Genomic DNA, 19,143 nt, shown 5'->3' with positions numbered 1-19,143 from the left:
AGAATTGATGCAAAAGGTAATCTACCCTACGATGGGCGCGTTAAAAACACCAATAAGGATATTCGACTTTGGAACCACAAGGAGATGACAATAAGGCGTTATTTGCTGTACCGGAAAACCAGCGTAGCAGAACATCAGATGTCATCGTTGAGCTGATTAAACAAGCTCAATCTCCCGGAATTACCTTGAGAAGCTTAACCGATCGATTGGGTGACCGAACCTTCGGTATGTTACTCATGCTCATCGCATTATTTAATGTCCTTCCGCTCGTTTCGATTATTGGCGGAATCTTGATAGCAACACTCGGGTTACAGATGATTTTGGGACGGAGAAAAGCTTGGCTACCAAGTGTCATTTTGGATAGAGAGCTGCCCAACGATAAAGTACAAGCCATTCTTCGAACGTTCGAGCCCAAGGTGCGTAAACTCGAGCAGTATATCTACCCTCGAATTCAGTACATGGAAGCGCCAGTTGTCGACCAAGTGAACGGTTGTATTATTCTGCTACTCGGTTTGCTGATATCGCTCCCTTTCCCATTTACCAACATCGCGCCGGCATTTGTGGTGATGATCATGGGGCTGGGTTTGATGGAACGTGACGGTTTATTGCAAATTGGCTCATTCTTACTGGGGATGCTGTCCATCGGTGGCATTGGCTATTTTTTGATCCTTTCTTAATGTAAAGAGAGGACTGCTTTCAGTCCTCTCTTGCTGCCTATAAGGTCAAAACCAAGCGCAACGCTTATAGCGTTTCTTCAATCGCTTCTTGATATTCACTTGCTTTGGCGATCTCTTTCTCGTTCATTTTTCCTTTCACTTCTTTGATCGCCTTTTCAGCATCATCATAACCATTGTCATAAGCGATGTTGTACCAAGCCAATGCTTTGACATAATTACGCTCCACACCACGCCCTTTAAAGTGGAAAGAACCAATCATAAACTGGCTGTACTCCTCACCCCATTCCGCTGCATATTGGAAATACTCCAGCGCTTTTTTGTAGTCTGCCGATTTAATTCCACAAATTCGCATGTAACTAGGCTCGGAGTAGATCTTACCCATGATCTGATAGGCCTTTGATTCGTCATCAAGTTCAATGGCATGCTCAAATAGCGTAATGGCTTTTTGGCAATCACGTGCCACACCTTCACCTTGCAAGTAACTGACGCCAAGATTAAAAGTCGCCAATGCATGTCCCTTTTCAGCGGCGCTCGCGAACCAATGGTTCGCCTGCTTAAAATCTTGCTCAATGCCTAAGCCGTCATTGTATGAAAAAGCCAGTTGAAACATCGCATCTTCATCGCCTTTCTGCGCGGATGCAAGGTAGTATTCGTTGCCTTTTTTCTGATCCTGTTCAACACCTTCACCATCAAAGTACATCACACCCAAGTAGTAAAGCGCGATGGCATCGCCTTTCTCGGCCAGTTTTTGATAGAGCGGTAGAGCCTGTTGATATGCTTCCTCATGGTAATAGTGCTCCGCCAAAGTACTCAGTGCCTCTAGGTTATCGAGATCGGCGGACTGCTTGAGATAAAGCAACCCTTGGTCAACGTTTTCTTGCATCATCGATTCGTCGATGAGGATTTCAGACGCTTGGAAAAGCAGTTGTGCATCTTTAGACGTTTCTGCTTGCTTTAACACCGCTAACGTTTCTTCGTCAAAATCCTCGTAAGTAAGATCATACGCGTGAGAAACACTGGAAAGAAGAAGGGGAAGCGTAGCCAACCACGCGGTACAACGACGTGTCATAGTTAATAAGTCCATTATGATTGTATTAAGAACTCGCATTGTAGCGGTTTGGTGAATACCAAACCGAGCACTTATTCCTACGATTGCTTAGGACGTGACATTCTGCACACTTTATCGTCACCCTGCGTACAAGAGAACGTGAAAGAAATCGGGGCGATGTACGGTCTGATTGAAAGAATAAACAAAGGAGGCGTTATGCTGACATGGCAAGATATCATCACCTTCACCCACCAAGGAAATCCTCAGCCTGATACCGTCGTGAGAAAAAGCGATGCGCAGTGGCGTGAACAACTTGGCCAAGCGCAGTACTACGTGATGAGGCAACATGGTACTGAGCGTCCTTTTTCTAACCAAATGTGCGAACTGTTTGAACCGGGTTTGTACCGCTGTGCAGGTTGCCAAAACCTGCTGTTTGATTCGGGCAGCAAGTTCGATTCAAGAACCGGTTGGCCATCGTTCGCTCAGCCGATGAAAAGCAATGCGATTTCCTACCATCTGGATGACACCTTGGCCAGACCAAGAATCGAGGTGCGCTGCAACCAATGCGAATCGCACCTTGGACACGTATTTCCCGATGGGCCGGCACCATCAGGGCTTCGCTATTGTGTGAATGCCGTTTCAATTGAAAAAGTAAATCAGGAGGCATCATGACCACGCAACTTGCGACCTTTGGCGGTGGCTGCTTTTGGTGTACCGAGGCGATGTTTTCTCAGCTAAAAGGCGTACTGGATGTGAAAAGTGGCTACAGTGGTGGCCATGTTAAACACCCTTGTTACCGCGAAGTGTGCAGTGGAAAAACGGGCCACGCCGAAGTGATTCAAGTGAGTTTCGATCCTGAAATAATCCGCTATGAAGCGCTGTTGCTGGTTCATCTCACCACACACAACCCCACCACGCTCAATCGCCAAGGGGCGGATCGCGGCACGCAATATCGCAGCATCATTTTGGCGCATGATGAGGAGCAAAAACGTATCGCACAGCAAGTGATTGCTGAGGTCGCGCCTTATTTTGATCAGCCAATCGTGACAGAGGTGGTGGATTTCGAACAGTTTTACCAAGCAGAAACTCACCATCAAAATTACTACAGCGATAACCCTGAAAAGCAATACTGCGCGGTGGTGATTGAACCGAAGTTACGCCGCTTGAGAGAACGCTATGCCGATCTCCTCGGCTAGTTTCCGTGTCGCAAGCCGCCTTGGTGCCGAGCGCAAGGCGGCTTTTTCCTTCGTGCAAAGTGGCTCTATTGCGTTCAGCAAGCAGAGAGCTTGAACAGAGCGCTGGCTCTGTCTACAATGGCGCACTTTTTAGCGATTTCAGGTTAAAGAACATGAACGATACAACTGCAAAACCAGCACTTCCAGACCGTCTATCGGGCAACGCACGTAGCCCATTCTTCGTAAAAGAGTGCTTTGATCACCAAATCGGTATCCGTTTTAACGGCAAAGAGCGTAACGACGTTGAAGAATACTGTGTTAGCGAAGGTTGGATCAAAATCGCTTCTCCAAAAGCGAAAGACCGCTACGGCAACCCAATGCTGATCCAACTGAAAGGCACGGTTGAAGCGTACTACGTGTAAGCTATACGTTTAAGTTATACGTTTAAGTTATACGTTTAAAGCGAACGCCTCAGTTCCAATGCAAAAGCCCAAGTGGAGAGACTTCTCAACTTGGGCTTTTCTATTTGTGGTTCAAAAACAACTTGTCGATCCAAAATAACGTCTGCCGCTGCGGGCGAATCAAGGTTCACGCCAGCCATTGCCAATGTTAGAATTCACTACTATTTCATTTGGTAATAAAAGGAACTGTGATGAACCCGATTCTAGCAATGTTGAAAGAGAACAATATCAGCGACGAACAAATCAACGAGCTATTTCAAACCCTAACGCAGAACCCACTGGCCGCCATGGCGACCATCGCGCAACTCGGCTTACCTCAAGAGCAACTGCAAATGCTGATGGCACAAGTGATGCAAAATCCGGCACTGATTAAAGAAGCCGTGGAAGAACTTGGGCTCGATTTCTCTAAAGTGGAAGAGGCGAAAGCGAAACTGCAACAGCCTCAATAAACCGCCACTGTTAGACCATCACTGTTCAGGCTGCTGAGTAATAGAAAGCGGCCTGAAACAGCCGCTTTATGCCCTACCCCAGAGTCGATGTTATTCCGAAAGGCTCTCTTCTCCTTCAACCATATCGGCAGCGGATTCTGTCACACTGACGCTTGATGTCGCCAATGGCGTCGCCGCGGAACATTGACATTCCTGACCTTTGGCTTTGCTGTTTTTATGGGGTGCATACCAATCTTTTAGCCCGTTTTCTAAGCGCGTTGCCGCCGCTTTCGGTGCCATCTTACCGAGCAACACTGCCTGGCTCACTTCCGCCAATTCATCTCCCAACTTAGGCTGACCACGCGACAGAATTTGCGTAGCCACACGTATGGTGGAATCACATTGGTCACGCCACTCCATCATTTCGCGCGCCGCAGGATTACTCACCTCAAAGAAGTGGTTTGACAGCGAGAAAAAGCCCGGCAAAGAGTTGGTATAAAGTTCTGCAAACTGTGACGTAGTCAGCCATTGCAAAAAGGCCATCGCCGCTTGCGGATTTTTACTGGCCGGATTCATCCCCATGCCGATGTCGGTATGATCAGTGAAAAAACAGCCATCACCCTGATTGGCTACCGGTGGCGGCATCACGCCAAAGTCGAGTTTGTCGGTAAAAGGGGCGATCTCCCACGAACCTGCAACATAAAACGCCGCCTTGCCAGATGTAAACAGATCATTGGTTGCACCATAATCTCGGTTTTCCCCACCCGTACCTAAGTAGCGACGCCAACGCGCCAGCTCTTCAAATACCTGCACGTACTGCCCATCATCTAAACGTTCTTGGCCATTAATCAGCGCCAAGCGACCATCTTCGCCTTTCCAGTAATTGGGCCCGATGTTTTGAAAACCCAACTCGGACGAAACCCAACTCTCGCTGCCACTCATCGCCAAAGGTACATAGCGCCCATCGGCTTTCACTGTATCGAGGACAGAGAAAAATTGGTCACGCGTTTTTGGCACACTCAAACCAAGCTGACTGAAAATCTGCTTGTTGTAGAAGAAACCGTGAATCACCGATGCCATTGGCACACAAAAAGTTTGCGCGCCGGAATCGGTTTGCCAAGGTGCTTGCGCAAAGCTTGGGAAGTTTTCCATCCCCGCCATTTCGGTAATCTCGGCCAGATGCCCCGCTTTAAAAAGCGCGAGAGAATCATCAAACGGGCGACAAGTAATTAAATCCCCCGCTTTGCCTGCTTTGAGGTTTTCCCACAATGTCGGCATGTAGTTGACGTTTTTCACCGGACGAAAAATAACTTTGATGCCCGGATGCGAGGCTTCAAACGCTGGAATAATTTTCTGCTCCCACAGCGCTTTGTCGTCCGCTCGCCAACTTTCAATCACCAACTCACTCGCCATGACTTGACTACACACTAGGAGACCCAGCGCTCCAATCCACTTGTTGATCATACGCCCTCCTAAACCTTGAAATGTGCGATCAGTTGTTGCTGTTTGGCCGCTAAATCTGCCAACACTTCACTGCTGCTGGCCGATTCTCTCGCTTCACGCTCTGTCTCGTGCGCCACTTCTGAAATGCCCGTCACGTGGTGTGCAACGCTCTGGCTCACAATGATCTGCTCTTGCGCGGCATGCGCCACTTGATCGGCCATCTCTTTGATCGCACTCATTCGCTCGGCGATCGATTGCAGCGCCGTATCCATCTCTCGCGTTTGCTCCACACAAGTTCGCGTTTGATCTTGGCTGCGCCCCATCACCTCAACCACTTCCTTACTGGACTGCTGAAGGTTCTCAATCATTTTCTGGATCTCTTCGGTTGAGGTCTGCGTGCGTGTCGCGAGGGCGCGAACTTCATCAGCCACCACCGCAAAACCGCGTCCTGCATCCCCTGCGCGCGCCGCTTCTATCGCCGCGTTAAGTGCCAGCAAGTTGGTTTGTTCGGCGATACCACGAATCACATCCAAAATGCTGCCAATGTTGTTACTGAACTCACCTAACTTGTGCGTAATACCCACCGCAGATTCCATGTCATGAGCCAATTGCTCAGTGATTTTGCGCGTGTTGGCCACTTTCTGACGGCCACTTTTCGCTTCCGCATCGGCGCGGTCCACTTCATCCTTCGCCCCATCGGTGGAGCGGGCCACCTCCGTTGCGCTCACCTCTAGCTCGGTAATCGCCGCAGCCACTTGATCTGTCTGGCTTTTCTGCTCTTGAACTCGAGCCATGGCACGCTCACTGATTTCGGCCGAGCGGCTCGCTTCATCCACTAAATGACGAGAACCCGCGGTAATTTGCGACAGCAATTCGCCTGTTTTGTCCGCCAACATATCGATGGAGCGTGAAAGCTCACCAAACTCACAACCCGTTTGATAATTTATGCGCCGCGTCATGTCCCCTTTGGCCATGTAGGCGAGTTCTTTGTTGATCTTCTGTAGTGGGTTTTTGATGCTCATTGCGGTGGTATAGCCGATGATCAAGGCCACGGCGGCAGAAATCGCCGAAACCGCCATGATCCAGAAGTTCGCGCTGCTCACCGCTTCATCCGCCACCATTCGGCTTCGCTCCGCAATGGTGCCCGCCGCTCTCGCCATCTCATCCAGTTTTGCCAAACTATTGGAAAGGCTGTTATCCACTTGCTGGTTTTGAATCACGAGATCATTTTCCAGTTGCTGAGCTCGGCGCATGGTTTCAAGCAGACCTTGCTTACCCAGCGCCAACTCTTGCAAGCGATTGAGGTTGGCTACATAACGCGCTTTAACATCTTCTGGCACTAATACGCGCTCAAGGCGTTTGCGCGCCATTTCAATATCTTTACTCAGTACCTTTTCCAACTCATTGAGATCGGTTTTAGCGTCGGCACGGCGGATGTTTTTTAGATCCCGCGCAATCCCAGAGGTGATCAGCTCCGCTTTATTGCGCATGGATCGCTGGCTAGAGCTCTGTTGCAAAAGCAAATCTGCAGCCCATTGATAGGTATCTTCAAGTCGAATAAAGGCAATTTCGAGCTCACGACGTTTGACTAAGGCATCCACCCACTCGCCATGTTTCGCCAGTACCTTATCCGAATCGGCGTAAAACTGATTGGTTGCCTGCAACACTTGCTGGAACTGTGCTTGGCTCTCTGATGCTGAGGTGAACTGATTCATCTCTTGGCTTAACTCACGAAAGCGTGCTTGCTGCGCTTTAAAACGGCTAGAAAACTGTGGTAACTCTGCTGCCTCCTCGCTGGCTCGATACTCCAACACCCAGCGGTTACTCTCTTGCAGTGCTTCCTTCAACCCCGCGACCGCCACCACCAAGGGTGTCGCGCGATCAGAAACTTCAGACAAACCGTCATTAATCCCTTGAATTTTAAGGGTACTGATAACCCCCAACAGGATGAGCAAAAGGAGCATTAACACGAATCCAGCGGTGATCCGCTGCACGATAGATAAGCTCATGAACATATCCTTACTGATGCATGAAAAGATAAATTAAACATAGTTGTGATTTGCCAAACCGGTGGGAAGAAGATCAAGATTTGTGATATTTGAGAGTGTTGGTAAGAGAAGGACGTGGACTAGCTCTTCAGATGATTTGTTTATTTTATACTGACAATGATCAACACGCTTCATGATCAGACGGTAGCCATCATTGCTCCACAAGAAAGCAAGTTATGCAATTTTACGCTGACGAAAAATCCGCCTATTCAAAAAAATCATTCATAGACAATAAAAAGCGAAGCGAATTTTCTCTCGTATTTTAGTTATTAAATCCACGTTCATAACATCATTCAACGTTAGCTTTTTCTAATTTTCAAACCTGAGAAAAACACAGATATATATGCCAGCTCAATCATATTTATCTTGCTGATGATAACCATTCGCATAATAATCATAAGGTCATGTTTTAATGGCATTTTTTAAGTGAGATTAATAAAGAAAATGAAAAAATATTTAAGCTTGTTAATGACAATAACATTGTCATTCGCATTATCGGGCTGTAATGGTTCTTCTGATTCTTCATCAGAGTTAGCAGAAAGTTACGATGGTGTTTATAAAGATAAAAACGGGGACTCGCTTTTTTATAGCTCGAATGAAGATGCGATCTATTTATATAGACCACCACAACGATACAAGGATGGTTATATAAGCAGCTCAAATCGTAGCATTGTGGTCGACAACAGTTTAATTGGTCCTTATATAGATACGAACCATTTCGTGAAATCGGAACTTGGCGACTACTATCATTACCAAAACTCCACCGTTCAGTTGCATTTTTCAAAGGATAATGTGTCCGCGCTAGTCAAAGATGAGGGTGACAGAACACTTGTTGACACCACGTACACCAAACTGCCAACACTCGCTGATTTTGATCTGATGTATCAAAGCTATGCAGATTGGGAACGTATGAGACTCATTTTCTCCAGCGATGATCGCATGTTTGCTCAACTAGACTTTATGCTGACATGCCAATTAAATGCTGATGTAAAGAGGATGTCGAACTTCTATCGTGTCTCTAATGGTGCAATAACCTGCAATGATCCAAACGATCCACGTATCGACTCAAATATGCACGGCGTCATCTATAAGGTGGCGGAAGACAGCCGAGCCGTCGTCATTGTGCAAGGAAAACGTTGGACATATCGTACAACTTTCCAAACCGTTTATTAATCGAAAAGGGGCATCAGCCCCTTTTCATGTTCTTATCTTTACCCTGTCTTTCACACCAAGCACAAATTACTCATCACGCAGCAAAGCTTTTGCGAGTAAAGAAAGCGCTGCCGAAAGTAACACAATGTCTTTGAGCAAGAATTGTCCCGGCACAACGGAAATGGCAGGGAATCCACCTAGGCTCGCTTCAGCAATTGGGGCAGTAAACAAGAAGCTGGTTGTCACAGCAAAGGTCAATGTTGCGCTGGCGGCTCCAAGTATCGCAAAACCACGATGAACTGGAGCCAACAGTAGCGCAACCGCTGTCGCCACTTCTACAAAACCAATGAGGTTTGATGCGCCTTGCAAGCTAAACACGCTATACAACCAGCTAGTCAATGGGCTTGAAGCCACTAAACCTTCAATAGCGCCAGCTTCGTAGCTGGTGAACTTCATCGCCCCTATCCATGCAAGTACGATAACGATGGAAAAGCGCACAGCTTGATCTGCAAACTGGTTGAGTGAATGGGCAAATTCGCTGCGATTTTGATGAGTATTGATGAGCGTTGACATAATGTTCTCCTTTCAATTCTGATTTTTATTCAATAGGTAATGATTTAGTGACGGATTGCTTGGCTACGTAGAATCTTCTCAAATCGGCCTTTTCGGATTGCAGTGATAAGGTCTTGATTCCCGCCAACATGCACATCGCCGACAAAAATTTGTGGCACCGTTCTGCGTTGGCTGCGATTTAGCATCTCGTTAAACAGTGCTTGGTCATCGCTGACTTCGATTTCTCGATAAACCAACCCCATGCTCGCCAAGGTCTGTTTGGCTGCTTTGCAGTGTGGGCAGTAGCTTTTGGTGTAGATTTCAATCTTTGGCATGGTCTTGCTCCCGTGTGTTTCGCTATGGGTTTAATTTAGCGCTTGCCACTCGTACTATCTATGCACAATAATCTTGAATTAATACATCGATCGTATATTCATAGGAGGCAGTACATGGAAGTGATGAGCGATATTCTTCGAGCAATACGCGTTGTCGGCAGTGTGTATTTTTGCAGTCAGGTCGAAGCGCCGTGGACCAAAACCTTCAACGATTTGGATCACGCCAGCTTTCACATGATCCGTCGTGGTGCTTGTTGGGCCAATGTGGATGGGCGTATCGAACAGCTAAACGCGGGCGATCTTATTTTTCTCGGCCCCGGACAAAATCACCTTCTCTCCAGTCAATCACCTGAAAAAGGGAAATCCGATTTAACCGAATCGACACTGCTTTTATGTGGTTCCTTTAGCTTTACACGCACAGCGACCACACCGCTGCTGGATGTATTTCCGCGCGTCACCATCGTTCGTGATCAAGATTTGGCGAAATACCCTTGGCTACGCAGCACCTTTGACCAATTAAGTTCAGAGTATCTTTCCCAAGGGCCAGGTTCAGAGCTTATCGTCAATAAGCTCACCGAAATCATTTTGGTCGAACTGATTCGGATTAATTTTGGACGTGAGCAAACCAGTCCCTTTTTGGAAGCACTCAACGACAAACGCATCTCTCGAGCTCTGCAACTTCTCCATGACCATCCGGAAACTGGCTGGACATTGGAAACCGTCGCCAATCAAATTGGTATGTCACGCGCGGCATTTGCCAATCGCTTTTCAAGCTTGGTCGGTAAACCCATGTTTGAGTATTTAACCAACCTGAGAATGCAAAAAGCGCAAGAATTACTAGTCGAATCCTTGTTACCGATTGACGAGATTGCCGAACAAGTGGGGTACGAATCTGAGCGAGCATTCACACTGACGTTTAAAAAACACACCGGCACCACACCCAAGCGTTTTCGGGCTCAGTAATTCAGACAAAAAAAGCCCTCGCATAGGCGAGGGCTCAGAGCTCACAAAGTCACCTTTTTATTCTAGACGCTCCAAACGGTAGTACATATCTGGAAAATCGTTGGTTTCCTTAATGGTATAGACATAGCCACGATCCGAGATAAACGCGTAGATTGGCTCTTCGTCTATCACTTTATCGATACTGCTGTCGATAGTACGAGCCGTCTTAGGGAAGGTTTTTTCTACCGTCATGCTGCCTGTATCAAACTTTCGCACCGTATAGCTTGGGTAGGAATCTGCCAAGATCGTCACCGTTTCGTTTTGAGCGGTAGAACTGACATAAGAATACTCCGTACCATAATTCCCAGGAGTGGCCATCAGAGGTAAGCGTCCTGCGTAACGCATATCTTCTTCCGGATTATTGGATAAGGTAAAAATGCTACCAGTTGAGGTATACAGCTTTGTGCCATCGTAAGAGAACCAGAAATTCCCCCCTATGTCGTAATCACCGTGATATGGCGAATCACTAGGATAGTCGAGACCACGCTCTTCATTGATGTTGGTGCGGCTAATGTCTTGTGGTGAAAACGCGGTTGAAGTGAAGTAAATGCCGTGTCCACTCGGGTGCAACTCAAAGACTGACATACTGCGTAACATAGAATCTTGCAGAAACGTCTCGTGTGAACTCTCTAGGTTAAAGCGCGAATATTTAGAGAAGCCATCATGGCGATCGACAAGATAAACGAGATCGTTCTTCACCACTGCTATCGGATTAGCGACGCTGGTGTTGTGAACGGTGATCAAAGGCGTTGCCGCATAGTCTGGGTTGTAATCAATCTGAGTGACCTGATAGTCGTGCGCGACGATTATACGGCCTTGCGTTGATACCAAATCGACAGCCAAATCTTTAGGCTCACTGGTCAGTGGGTATTTGAATGTCGTATTTGAGGCAATGTCATATACGTACACTGCGTTTGTGGGTGAATCAGACACCATGACAATGATATCTAGCCCAGGAACATGTTTCGCTTCTCGCACTTTAAATGGCAACTCTTGAGATTCATTGACCGCAGCAGGGCTATCTGCGGCAAACACCGGAGGCGTCACTTGATAGTTCATCGGGATGGTTAGCGGGCTGCCTTTAATTGGGTATTGGCAATCTGCATCGTAACAGGCGTCGACGGTCAAACTGCCGCTATGGCTACCCACCCCCAAAGACGTTGGCAAACGAACATCGGCGGTTAAACGATAAACATTGCTACCGAGATCTTCCATTGCAACGTGGCTCGCGACTTTGTAATCATTTTGATTTCGTAAGGTGATGAGATCAGCATTCTGCCCCGTCAACTGCGTAAAAAACGTCACTGGCGTGTTATCCAATACCGTTTCATTCAACCTCGCGCTTTTATCAAAATTTTGAGGTGAAACCGAAGAAAGTGAAATCTGCTCATCCAAGGGATTCGCGTAATTCACATTGACCTTGATTGGAGAACCCGCAACATGCTGATTACAGTAATAATCATAGCAAAACGCTAAGCTGACTTGGCTCGTGTTGTCACCCTCTTTAAACAGGTAACCTGGGTAAAATTCAAGCGTATAGTAACCCGCTTGCTCTGTGACAAATTGAAGTTCCGCGTTGCGTAATAATCCCCCCGTATCCTCCATCACACCAAAGAAAATTTGGCTACCATCGGTTACCACACCCCGAGAATCAATATCGACGGTCGCATAGGTGTATTTCATGCTGTTCCCTTCAACATGAACTGAAGGTGTTGTGGTAAACACGCGTAGTGAATTGCCAGCGTCAGAACCGCCTCCTCCTCCACCGCAACCAACCAATGTCAAAGCGATCAATGACGCCAACGTCGTTCTATACATAATCCTGATATCCTATCCAACTAAATCCAGAAAAATTATATTTAACTTAGTTAAACCGTCAGATAGATAAACGTGGAAAATACGACTTACTTAAAACTAATAACTCTTTGATATTTCAATATGTAACTGAATATTTAATCTCAAATTCACGACCGCACGGCGAGCACTTTACACCCACTTGTTAACCTGTTCGAATAGACGACGTACGAAGCAAGAATGAGCAAAATCGAGCACACAAACGTAAAATTAAATGAGCTTTCACTCACTTATTTCATAAGTCGTTACATAACTTGGCACATTAACGCTTTACATCTGGAGTTGGGGAAGGAACACTGCCCCTCAACGTAAAATCGTAGCCGATAACATAGAGTCAGAAAAATATGAGTAACACGACGGCGAAAAAATCGAATCCCCTTGTCGAGATCCTTTTTAACGTATTTGTCCCTTCATTCATCTTGATGAAATTCAGCGGAGAAGAACACCTAGGAACAGCACTTGCCCTTGTGGTCGCCTTGTTGTTTCCCATTGTTTACGGTGGCATGGACCTGATCCGTAACAAAAAATTCAACTTCATCTCCGCCCTTGGCTTTGTCAGTGTATTGCTGACTGGCGGCATCGGTTTGCTGGAACTGGATACAAAATGGCTCGCCCTAAAAGAAGCGTTGATCCCAGGTTTGATCGGCTTAGCGGTATTTGGCTCGACCTTTACACGCTACCCGTTAATGCAGAAGATGGTGCTCAACGACACCGTATTGAACCTTGATTTGATCACCCAGCGTCTCAAAGAAAGAGGCAAAACAGACGCCTTCGAGCGCTGTTTAATGTCGTCCAACTACCTGTTCGCCAGTACCTTTGCTTTTTCTTCTGTGATGAACTATTTCCTTGCCACTTGGATTGTCACCAGCCCGGCAGGCACCGTGGAATTCAATGAGGAACTCGGTAAGCTGACCTTATACAGCTACCCTGTGATTGCCATTCCGAGCATGTTGATGATGTTTGGTATTTTTTATTACGTTTGGCGCCAGATTCGCTCTATGACATCACTGGAAACCGAGCAAATTTTTCATACGAAATGATCTGTAAGTGGGATTGTTTACTGAACCTAACGGGATGGTGGCACCCAATGCCTCATCCACGGGCTAAACGCGTAAAACGCGGTAAACAATCTCCAGTTCTCACCCAATTCATCACGCCAACTGCCCATTTAGCCACTCAATAAACGCCGCGTTTTTTGGTCTGTGTTGTTGGCCGTTCAAACAAATTAAGTCGTATCCTCTCCCTGCGTTGACGCGTTCAAAAGGCGCGACCAGTTCTCCCTTTTCCAAACTGGTTTGCACCAAAGACGCCCGCGCCATTGCGATGCCCATGCTGTTTTTGGCGGCAATCATCGCCATATCGGCATGGTTAAAAAGGTAGGTTTTCTCCATCACATTAAGCGATTTCAGCTCAGGGTTGCTTTGGCTTGCTAACCAGCTCTGCCATTCATGATTTGGCTCATTTGCTTCTAACGATTCAGTGCAATGGATAAAGGTCACGGTCTCAAATTGGCTGGCACTACTCACGCCATTGGAGAAATGTGTTTGATTGTATTCAGGGCTACAAACTGGCATCAACGCTTCATCAAATAGCCTTTGATGATGGAAACCCGGATGCTCGCTGTCACTGTAGTAAATCGCAATATCAACGGGCTCATGTAAGAAATCTAATCGGCTTGCCTTTACTCGAAGCTTGATATTGAGAGAAGGATACAAACGCTGAAATTCCACCATACGCGGCAGTAACCAACTCTGTGCAAACGTGGGGGCCACGCCAATGTAAAGCTCACCACGCAACTCGTTGAATTTGATGTCTTCAAGCTCAGAGAAAATCACCTCAAACGATTGGTTAAGCGCGTGCAGTAATCGCTCACCTTCTTTGGTCAATTCCAATCGCCGAGTCATGCGCACAAACAAGCTGAACCCCAATTGTTCTTCCAGTGACTTAATGCGTTGGCTCACTGCCCCTTGGGTAATAAACAACTCCTCAGCGGCTTTGGTAAAACTGAGGCACTTACCAGCAACGGCGAAGGTGTACATGTTAGAGAGCATCTGCTGTTTTCTGTCCATCGTGGCACTCAACATAAATTAGAAAGGCTAATGCATAGCAAGTTTTAATTGGTTTGTATAGCGAATCACGATGCTTTTAAATCAAGCTGTCTTATCCATAACGAGAAACAGCACGATGAAAAAGAATCTAAAAATTACCATTATTGGCGCAGGCTCCAGTTACACGCCTGAGCTTATCGAAGGTCTTATCAAGCGCAATCATGAACTGCCTATCGGCGAGTTGTGGTTGGTCGATATTGAAGATGGCAAAGAGAAAGTCAGCATCATTGGCGATTTAACGCGCCGAATGTTGGCGAAAAACAACCTGTCTCATATTGATGTTCACGTCACGCTGGATCGCAAACCCGCATTAAAAGACGCCGATTTTGTCTGTTCTCAATTTCGCGCGGGTTGTTTGGAAGGTCGTATCCGCGATGAACGCATCTCGCTTAAATACGGCATGATCGGTCAGGAAACCAACGGGTTAGGCGGTTTTGCTAATGCCTGTCGCACCATTCCTATTGCGTTGGAAATCTGTAAAGAGATGGAAGAATTGTGTCCTGACGCTTGGCTGTTGAACTTTACCAATCCATCGGGCATGGTGACCGAAGCGATTCTCAAACACACCAACGTAAAAGCGGTCGGTTTGTGCAACGTGCCAGTGATCATGCAAAAAGGCATCGCGCAAATGCTGGGGGCTGACGAGCAAGACTTTGTATTGCAAGTCGCGGGTTTGAACCACTTTATCTGGGCGCGTCAGATCCTGCATGAAGGTCGCGATAAGCTGCAAGAGGTAGTCGAAGCGATCTTATCGGGCAACGATCCTCTCGTTCCGCAAAACATTCCGCCATTCGAATGGCCACAAGAGCTGCTGCGCAATATGGGGATGATTCCATGCGCATACCTTCGCTATTACTACACTAGTGAAGACATCATGAAGCAGGAAATTGAAGAAGCGAACGGTGAAGGCACTCGCGGCGAAGTGGTCAAAGCGATGGAGAAACGTCTGTTCGATATCTACCGCAACCCAGAGCTTAACGAGAAACCAAAAGAACTCGAAAAGCGCGGTGGCCAATATTACTCAGAAGCGGCCTGTGAGCTGATGAGCTCTATCTACAATGACAAGCGCACCATCATGCACGTGAACACTCGCAACAACGGCGCGATTGCTGGCTTGCCGGACGACTGCACTGTGGAAGTCAGCTGTATGATCACTAAATCAGGGCCCGTTGCTTTGAATGTTGCACCGTTCCCAACAGATACACTGCGCCTGATTCAATTGATGAAGGATTTTGAATCGCTCACTGTCGAAGCCGCGGTCACTGGCAACCGCAATGCCGCGCACCGAGCGTTGATTCTGAACCCACTGGTCACAACAGGAACGATTCTAGAGCAGGCATTGGAAGAAACAATTCAAGCGAACCTCGATTACATGCCGCAGTTTCGTTAATCCTAACTAAAATGCAAAAGGGAGGGCGAGAGCCATCCCTTTTTGTGTTCACATGGTTAGAATAATCTTGCCACTCTGCGCTAGTGATTTTTCTTCAATTTGTTCAATCGCAGTTTGAAATGCTTCTAACGGTAAGTAGTGTGCAACTGCGAGCTTTATATCATTGGCCATAAAGTGTTTTAACATTTCAGCGAATACCGTCTTTCTCCCGCCTTTGCCTACCGATTCTTCCCAATACCGCAAAAAGAAGGTGCTAAAGTCGATGTTGTTGGTCTTCATGGACTCAAAAAACACTGGCGTATAAGGCGCTAACGATAACGTCCCGTAGTTGATGTATTGGCCATTTTCTTTCAAAGTACGAATGAGATCCGTGCCAGCCTCACCGCCTATCGCATCCAAAGCGACCGTTGGTTGTGGCAGTTTGCGCATTTGCAGTTGCGCGTGTAAGTCTTGTTTTGCATCCAACACTGGAATCGTATCGTACGGATACTCTTCTGGCTTTGAAGTCACAGCAATCAGTGTAAAACCCAGTGAATGGGCGAGCTGGGCAAATATCTTACCGATCGCTGACCCTGCCGCATTGATGATCACCACATCATCTTTGTTCAACTTAGCCACTTTAGTGGTGATAACCCACGCGGTTAGCGCGTTGATGTACAACTGGCAGGCATAGCCGTTATCCAAACTTTCAGGCAGCGGAAAAAGATTCTCGGGCGAAGCATCGATGTAGTATTGCCAAGTACCACTCATCGCTACCAGCACTTTTTGCCCAACTTGAAAGCCAGTGTGACCGACAGCACTGACTTCCACCACACGCCCAACCGCTTCAAATCCCGGCACACGAGGTGGTACGTGAACGCGGCGGTATTGCCCAACACCATGAATGGAAAGCAAGTCACTTGGGTTAATATTGGTGGCTTCCAGTCGCACCCGAACCTTACCCAGAGCAAGCGGTTTGAGGGGCTCTTTTTCCAACGACAGCGACGTTTTGGGTTGACCAAAACAGAATTGGTTCACTCGAGTATTTATCGTTGGCGCCATTGTTATTCATACCATGTAATTGAAATTAAAAAGGAAGTTTCGCGACTTCTTCTCAAACGCATTGAGTTAAGTCGACGCTCTGTATTTCTACCTGCGCGATGCGCCGTTCACTCTAAACTGCTGTGGCGTCATATCAAAATAGGCTTTAAATGCCTTGATGTAGGAAGAGTCATTTTGATAACCCACTTGATCGGCAATGCTTTGAATAGAGAGTTCTTCATCTAACAAGGAGAGCGAATAGATCAGCCGAATTTGCTGTCGCCATAGCTGAAACGATGTGTTGAACTCTTTGGCAAACAAGCGCGACAACGTTCGCTCGGATGCGCCGACTTTTTCACCCCACTCTTTTAACGACCAATCCAATGCTGGCGTGTCGGTCAGCGCTTCAAATATCAGCTTTAAGCGCCGATCTTCTGGCAGCAACAACTGAAATGTCTGCACGTTGTCTTTCATGATTTGGTCATGCAGCACCGCAAGCAAGCGCGACACTTCCCCATCATTCACAAACCCTTCGCATTGGCGGCGAATTTCCTGTAGCAGCTCATTTAAAAACGGCGTTAGCGTAATGGTTCGCACTTGATGCTGATACTCGGTTCCAAAAGCCGGATTGAGGTAGATACCAACAAACGTGGTATGACTTAGCGCGATAGATTCATGTTGAACACCCGCAGGCACAAACAGTGCAGAGGTATGGGGTACAAGGTGCTGATAGTGATCGGTTTGGGTTTGCAAAAGCCCTTTGAGCGGGAAAATGACTTGATGCCAAGTGTGTTGATGCAGCGCATCAATGTAACCTTTTGGCATGTCGATGTTTTTAACCAGCGCAGGAGAATGAGGATTCGCGGCCATCATCTCATTAGACGTCATCACACCGGTGTGAGAATCGATTTGGCGGGTTGGCATCATTAACTGTCCTTACATCCCTACTCTGACACAAGTGCACTAGGCTATCATGCTCGGCAAAGTGAATGAAGCAGTGAGGAGCGACGTATGCGATATCAAGTTGAAATATCCAAAGAAAACCAACTCTTATTCAAAGTCGATATTGATAACATCAACCCAGCCAAGTGCGAAAAATTGCTCGAAACCGTATTGGCTAAGTTTCCAAAAGCCGAAGGTTATCAACGCCATGTGTTGGTTTCTGATAGCGAAACACGCTACTTAAAAAGCACAGAAAAGCGCATTGAAGTACTGGCAGCGATTCCGGTATTTGCCTCATTGGGCGAGCGTTAACCTTGGTTTTTCTGACCAATCCATTTCACGCAATAAGGGAAGAATATGAATAAGTTAGGCGTCGTTAACAGCGTATTAGCAGGAAAAACCGTTGCCTTTGCACATGGCACGAAAAGTGCGATTAACAAACAGGTTATGTCACAGCGTCTACACGCAACTGAACTGGGTTTCACCAATGACGAGCAAGGCGATCCTCACTTTCATGGCGGCATTCAAAAAGCCCTTCATATTTACCCAAGCGAACACTACCCAGTTTGGCAGCAAGAACTGGGTAACAAAGCGATTTTCCAATCTGCTGGTGCGTTTGGGGAGAACCTCAGCTCCAGCGGTGTGACAGAAGCGTTCATTTGCTTGAAAGATAAAATCCGCATCGGCACAACCTTGCTAGAAGTGTCGCAAGGGCGCATGCCTTGTTGGAAACTCAACGTACGCTTTGAGCAAAACGACATGGCGAGAAGGCTGCAAGACTCGCTTCGAACGGGTTGGTATTTCCGAGTGTTAGAAGAAGGCGATATCGGCGCAGGTGACGAGATCATTCTGTGTGAAAGGCCTTATCCAGATTGGTCTCTAGCTCGCATCATGAGCGCGGTGTTTACTGGCTGCCTGGATAAAAATGAGCTTAGCCAACTGGCAGAACTGCCATTGGTTGAATCTTGGGGCAAACTTGTCGAACGCCGCCTAGAAACCGGCAAAGTCGAAGATTGGGAAATGCGCTTAGTTGGCCCAACGGCCTAGCCAACTCGATAAACAGCAGGATGAAGGCTCGAAGCAAGCGAGCCTTTATTAATAGGGGGATAGTAAGATGGCAAAACGTTTTTGGATAATTACGTGTTGAACGAAGCCGCTCCGCGGCAGAAACGAATAAGCACCAACAATCATACTCTTTAGTAACACCATCATGTCGGTGGTGTGTTACTGGAGAGAACACTATGACCCCGTCTGAAAAAGAGCGCTTTGACGCCTTATATCAACAACACCTCACCCAACTTAAACTTCAAGGTAAGCGAGCCAAAACCATCTCTGCATACTCTCTTGCTGTACGACGTATCACTGAGTACTTTGATCGGTGCCCTGATACCTTGACCATTGAAGACCTGCGACGATATTTCAGCCAACTGATTGGTCAGGTCTCCTGGAGCACGATTAAACTTGACCGCTGTGGGCTTCAATTCTTCTACAAACATACGCTCAACAAG

At 47.1% G+C, this 19,143-nt stretch carries 21 protein-coding genes; 12 read left to right on the top strand and 9 right to left on the bottom strand.

The window, feature by feature from the left end; all coding sequences use genetic code 11:
* Window positions 1-68 precede the first annotated feature (68 nt).
* Window positions 69-677, top strand: a complete 609-nt coding sequence (locus CIK04_RS10380) for an exopolysaccharide biosynthesis protein (RefSeq protein ID WP_097353261.1) — start codon at window positions 69-71, stop codon at window positions 675-677.
* Between the two features lie 64 nt (window positions 678-741).
* Here CIK04_RS10380 and CIK04_RS10375 read toward each other — a convergent pair whose 3' ends face one another.
* Entirely contained in the window at window positions 742-1,746 is a 1,005-nt protein-coding gene (locus CIK04_RS10375) for a tetratricopeptide repeat protein (RefSeq protein WP_176463316.1), read from the bottom strand.
* A 195-nt stretch (window positions 1,747-1,941) separates the two neighbouring features.
* Between CIK04_RS10375 and msrB the strand changes: the two genes are divergently transcribed.
* From msrB to CIK04_RS10355, 4 genes are all read left to right on the top strand, one after another.
* Window positions 1,942-2,397, top strand: coding sequence for a peptide-methionine (R)-S-oxide reductase MsrB (gene msrB / locus CIK04_RS10370; protein ID WP_176463315.1), 456 nt, complete (start codon window positions 1,942-1,944; stop codon window positions 2,395-2,397).
* Complete coding sequence (gene msrA / locus CIK04_RS10365; RefSeq protein ID WP_017421398.1) at window positions 2,394-2,921, top strand: peptide-methionine (S)-S-oxide reductase MsrA; 528 nt, start codon at window positions 2,394-2,396, stop codon at window positions 2,919-2,921. Before msrB ends, msrA begins: the two co-directional genes overlap by 4 nt.
* A gap of 152 nt (window positions 2,922-3,073) precedes the next feature.
* Complete coding sequence (locus CIK04_RS10360) at window positions 3,074-3,322, top strand: DUF3297 family protein (RefSeq protein ID WP_011081943.1); 249 nt, start codon at window positions 3,074-3,076, stop codon at window positions 3,320-3,322.
* A gap of 230 nt (window positions 3,323-3,552) precedes the next feature.
* Window positions 3,553-3,810 carry a DUF2999 family protein gene (locus CIK04_RS10355; protein ID WP_015728395.1) on the top strand — a complete coding sequence of 86 codons (258 nt, stop codon included), beginning with the start codon at window positions 3,553-3,555 and terminating at the stop codon, window positions 3,808-3,810.
* Between the two features lie 90 nt (window positions 3,811-3,900).
* Here CIK04_RS10355 and CIK04_RS10350 read toward each other — a convergent pair whose 3' ends face one another.
* Both CIK04_RS10350 and CIK04_RS10345 read right to left on the bottom strand, forming a co-directional pair.
* Window positions 3,901-5,253, bottom strand: coding sequence for an ABC transporter substrate-binding protein (locus tag CIK04_RS10350; protein WP_045628423.1), 1,353 nt, complete (start codon window positions 5,251-5,253; stop codon window positions 3,901-3,903).
* An 8-nt stretch (window positions 5,254-5,261) separates the two neighbouring features.
* The gene (locus CIK04_RS10345) at window positions 5,262-7,241 is read right to left on the bottom strand and encodes a methyl-accepting chemotaxis protein (protein WP_039547682.1); all 1,980 of its coding nucleotides are present in this window, start codon (window positions 7,239-7,241) and stop codon (window positions 5,262-5,264) included.
* 483 nt (window positions 7,242-7,724) lie between these two features.
* On the opposite strand from CIK04_RS10345, the gene CIK04_RS10340 reads away from it, so the two are divergent.
* A complete protein-coding gene (locus CIK04_RS10340) occupies window positions 7,725-8,453 on the top strand; it encodes a hypothetical protein (protein ID WP_097353264.1) in 729 nt (242 codons plus the stop codon).
* A 66-nt stretch (window positions 8,454-8,519) separates the two neighbouring features.
* On the opposite strand, the gene CIK04_RS10335 is transcribed toward CIK04_RS10340, so the two are convergent.
* Both CIK04_RS10335 and grxC read right to left on the bottom strand, forming a co-directional pair.
* Window positions 8,520-9,005, bottom strand: coding sequence for a YkgB family protein (locus CIK04_RS10335; RefSeq protein WP_011081948.1), 486 nt, complete (start codon window positions 9,003-9,005; stop codon window positions 8,520-8,522).
* Window positions 9,006-9,049: 44 nt separating this feature from the next.
* A complete protein-coding gene (grxC, locus tag CIK04_RS10330; protein ID WP_011081949.1) occupies window positions 9,050-9,319 on the bottom strand; it encodes a glutaredoxin 3 in 270 nt (89 codons plus the stop codon).
* A 114-nt stretch (window positions 9,320-9,433) separates the two neighbouring features.
* Here grxC and CIK04_RS10325 point away from each other — a divergent pair, with 114 nt between their 5' ends.
* Window positions 9,434-10,282 carry an AraC family transcriptional regulator gene (locus CIK04_RS10325; protein WP_026050508.1) on the top strand — a complete coding sequence of 283 codons (849 nt, stop codon included), beginning with the start codon at window positions 9,434-9,436 and terminating at the stop codon, window positions 10,280-10,282.
* Between the two features lie 57 nt (window positions 10,283-10,339).
* Here the strand turns inward: CIK04_RS10325 and CIK04_RS10320 are convergent, their stop codons facing one another.
* A complete protein-coding gene (locus tag CIK04_RS10320) occupies window positions 10,340-12,139 on the bottom strand; it encodes a PKD domain-containing protein (protein WP_097353265.1) in 1,800 nt (599 codons plus the stop codon).
* Between the two features lie 380 nt (window positions 12,140-12,519).
* On the opposite strand from CIK04_RS10320, the gene CIK04_RS10315 reads away from it, so the two are divergent.
* Window positions 12,520-13,215, top strand: coding sequence for a VC0807 family protein (locus tag CIK04_RS10315; protein ID WP_015728402.1), 696 nt, complete (start codon window positions 12,520-12,522; stop codon window positions 13,213-13,215).
* A 111-nt stretch (window positions 13,216-13,326) separates the two neighbouring features.
* Here the strand turns inward: CIK04_RS10315 and CIK04_RS10310 are convergent, their stop codons facing one another.
* The gene (locus CIK04_RS10310; protein WP_097353266.1) at window positions 13,327-14,244 is read right to left on the bottom strand and encodes a LysR substrate-binding domain-containing protein; all 918 of its coding nucleotides are present in this window, start codon (window positions 14,242-14,244) and stop codon (window positions 13,327-13,329) included.
* A gap of 115 nt (window positions 14,245-14,359) precedes the next feature.
* Between CIK04_RS10310 and CIK04_RS10305 the strand changes: the two genes are divergently transcribed.
* Window positions 14,360-15,673 carry a 6-phospho-beta-glucosidase gene (locus tag CIK04_RS10305; protein ID WP_045589780.1) on the top strand — a complete coding sequence of 438 codons (1,314 nt, stop codon included), beginning with the start codon at window positions 14,360-14,362 and terminating at the stop codon, window positions 15,671-15,673.
* Window positions 15,674-15,721: 48 nt separating this feature from the next.
* Here the strand turns inward: CIK04_RS10305 and CIK04_RS10300 are convergent, their stop codons facing one another.
* Entirely contained in the window at window positions 15,722-16,714 is a 993-nt protein-coding gene (locus CIK04_RS10300; protein ID WP_097353267.1) for a zinc-dependent alcohol dehydrogenase family protein, read from the bottom strand.
* 87 nt (window positions 16,715-16,801) lie between these two features.
* Window positions 16,802-17,620 carry a helix-turn-helix transcriptional regulator gene (locus CIK04_RS10295; protein ID WP_097353268.1) on the bottom strand — a complete coding sequence of 273 codons (819 nt, stop codon included), beginning with the start codon at window positions 17,618-17,620 and terminating at the stop codon, window positions 16,802-16,804.
* Between the two features lie 84 nt (window positions 17,621-17,704).
* Between CIK04_RS10295 and CIK04_RS10290 the strand changes: the two genes are divergently transcribed.
* The 3 genes from CIK04_RS10290 to CIK04_RS10280 all read left to right on the top strand — a co-directional run.
* The gene (locus CIK04_RS10290; RefSeq protein ID WP_038969285.1) at window positions 17,705-17,947 is read left to right on the top strand and encodes a hypothetical protein; all 243 of its coding nucleotides are present in this window, start codon (window positions 17,705-17,707) and stop codon (window positions 17,945-17,947) included.
* A gap of 45 nt (window positions 17,948-17,992) precedes the next feature.
* The gene (locus tag CIK04_RS10285) at window positions 17,993-18,682 is read left to right on the top strand and encodes an MOSC domain-containing protein (RefSeq protein WP_097353269.1); all 690 of its coding nucleotides are present in this window, start codon (window positions 17,993-17,995) and stop codon (window positions 18,680-18,682) included.
* A 194-nt stretch (window positions 18,683-18,876) separates the two neighbouring features.
* Window positions 18,877-19,143, top strand: a 267-nt coding sequence (locus CIK04_RS10280; protein ID WP_176463314.1) for a site-specific integrase, incomplete at its 3' end; no start/stop codon positions are given.

This window comes from Vibrio sp. 03_296 (assembly GCF_002265885.1).
Note: the sequence above shows the minus strand (reverse complement) of the source record. Positions and strands in the feature narration are given on the sequence as shown.

Coding starts and splice junctions, on each gene's coding strand:
- CIK04_RS10300 (WP_097353267.1), bottom strand. CDS start 16,714: ATGGCGCCAACGATAAATACTCGAGTGAACCAATTCTGTTTTGGTCAA.
- msrB (WP_176463315.1), top strand. CDS start 1,942: ATGCTGACATGGCAAGATATCATCACCTTCACCCACCAAGGAAATCCT.
- grxC (WP_011081949.1), bottom strand. CDS start 9,319: ATGCCAAAGATTGAAATCTACACCAAAAGCTACTGCCCACACTGCAAA.
- CIK04_RS10345 (WP_039547682.1), bottom strand. CDS start 7,241: ATGAGCTTATCTATCGTGCAGCGGATCACCGCTGGATTCGTGTTAATG.
- CIK04_RS10335 (WP_011081948.1), bottom strand. CDS start 9,005: ATGTCAACGCTCATCAATACTCATCAAAATCGCAGCGAATTTGCCCAT.
- CIK04_RS10310 (WP_097353266.1), bottom strand. CDS start 14,244: ATGGACAGAAAACAGCAGATGCTCTCTAACATGTACACCTTCGCCGTT.
- CIK04_RS10320 (WP_097353265.1), bottom strand. CDS start 12,139: ATGTATAGAACGACGTTGGCGTCATTGATCGCTTTGACATTGGTTGGT.
- CIK04_RS10305 (WP_045589780.1), top strand. CDS start 14,360: ATGAAAAAGAATCTAAAAATTACCATTATTGGCGCAGGCTCCAGTTAC.
- CIK04_RS10355 (WP_015728395.1), top strand. CDS start 3,553: ATGAACCCGATTCTAGCAATGTTGAAAGAGAACAATATCAGCGACGAA.
- CIK04_RS10290 (WP_038969285.1), top strand. CDS start 17,705: ATGCGATATCAAGTTGAAATATCCAAAGAAAACCAACTCTTATTCAAA.
- CIK04_RS10325 (WP_026050508.1), top strand. CDS start 9,434: ATGGAAGTGATGAGCGATATTCTTCGAGCAATACGCGTTGTCGGCAGT.
- CIK04_RS10315 (WP_015728402.1), top strand. CDS start 12,520: ATGAGTAACACGACGGCGAAAAAATCGAATCCCCTTGTCGAGATCCTT.
- CIK04_RS10360 (WP_011081943.1), top strand. CDS start 3,074: ATGAACGATACAACTGCAAAACCAGCACTTCCAGACCGTCTATCGGGC.
- CIK04_RS10350 (WP_045628423.1), bottom strand. CDS start 5,253: ATGATCAACAAGTGGATTGGAGCGCTGGGTCTCCTAGTGTGTAGTCAA.
- CIK04_RS10340 (WP_097353264.1), top strand. CDS start 7,725: ATGAAAAAATATTTAAGCTTGTTAATGACAATAACATTGTCATTCGCA.
- CIK04_RS10295 (WP_097353268.1), bottom strand. CDS start 17,620: ATGATGCCAACCCGCCAAATCGATTCTCACACCGGTGTGATGACGTCT.
- CIK04_RS10285 (WP_097353269.1), top strand. CDS start 17,993: ATGAATAAGTTAGGCGTCGTTAACAGCGTATTAGCAGGAAAAACCGTT.
- CIK04_RS10375 (WP_176463316.1), bottom strand. CDS start 1,746: ATGACACGTCGTTGTACCGCGTGGTTGGCTACGCTTCCCCTTCTTCTT.
- msrA (WP_017421398.1), top strand. CDS start 2,394: ATGACCACGCAACTTGCGACCTTTGGCGGTGGCTGCTTTTGGTGTACC.